We start from the raw sequence: 664 nt of genomic DNA, 5'->3' as shown, positions 1-664 counted from the left end.
GAAGTTTAGCGCCAATGGTGAAACACCACTATCTAGGGTAGTTGTCCGCTACGGACTGGTTGACGAGAACGGCAATAATTTAGAAGATGTTGAACACTCACTACCAGACTGGATGCACCCTGAGAAAATTTACCAGCACTTCAACGGCAAGCCAATTAACTTCGAGGAATAGCAATGAAAGACGACACGATTAAAATTTCAGAGGTATCTGATGAACTGCGTTCGCAGCTAGAATTTGCCCACAAATGCTACTTGAAATATGGTCGCGGGATAATGATCATGGGACATTTCTTTGAAGAATTTTCTGATATGCCCATAGCACCAGGCGGAAAACATCGATATTTGTATGGGGTGATTTGCCTTCAAATGGTAGCGATAACTAACAACGGCGACTGCAAATACTTTCTAAATTACGATCCATCAAAGCAATTTATTGAATGCAGATCCGATATTGAAAACTACTCAATATCGGAAGTAACCGTGCTGACCATAGCAGCTGAGTGAGAAAACTAATTCTCGCAATATATCTTAATTTTCCAGTCACCTATTTGTAACGATTGGTTGAAGTACAGCAGCTTTTGTCAGAGGATAAAGAAAAAGCAGCTGTTTGATGACCGTGAACAATAGTGCGATCGCCTCGTTTAATTTACACCCAGAATCGCTG

Annotated in this window: 1 protein-coding gene; it reads left to right on the top strand. The window is 41.1% G+C overall.

Annotated features, from left to right (window positions below):
- The first annotated feature begins 174 nt into the window (after nucleotides 1-174).
- Complete coding sequence (locus VB654_RS17140; protein WP_323215021.1) at nucleotides 175-504, top strand: hypothetical protein; 330 nt, start codon at nucleotides 175-177, stop codon at nucleotides 502-504.
- Nucleotides 505-664 lie beyond the last annotated feature (160 nt).

Source organism: Nodularia sp. UHCC 0506 (genome assembly GCF_034931045.1).
In the GTDB taxonomy this organism is placed as follows: domain Bacteria; phylum Cyanobacteriota; class Cyanobacteriia; order Cyanobacteriales; family Nostocaceae; genus Nodularia.
Note: the sequence above shows the minus strand (reverse complement) of the source record. Positions and strands in the feature narration are given on the sequence as shown.

What these genes read in the sequence shown, in the direction of transcription:
- VB654_RS17140 (WP_323215021.1), top strand. Translation starts at nt 175, where the DNA reads ATGAAAGACGACACGATTAAAATTTCAGAGGTATCTGATGAACTGCGT.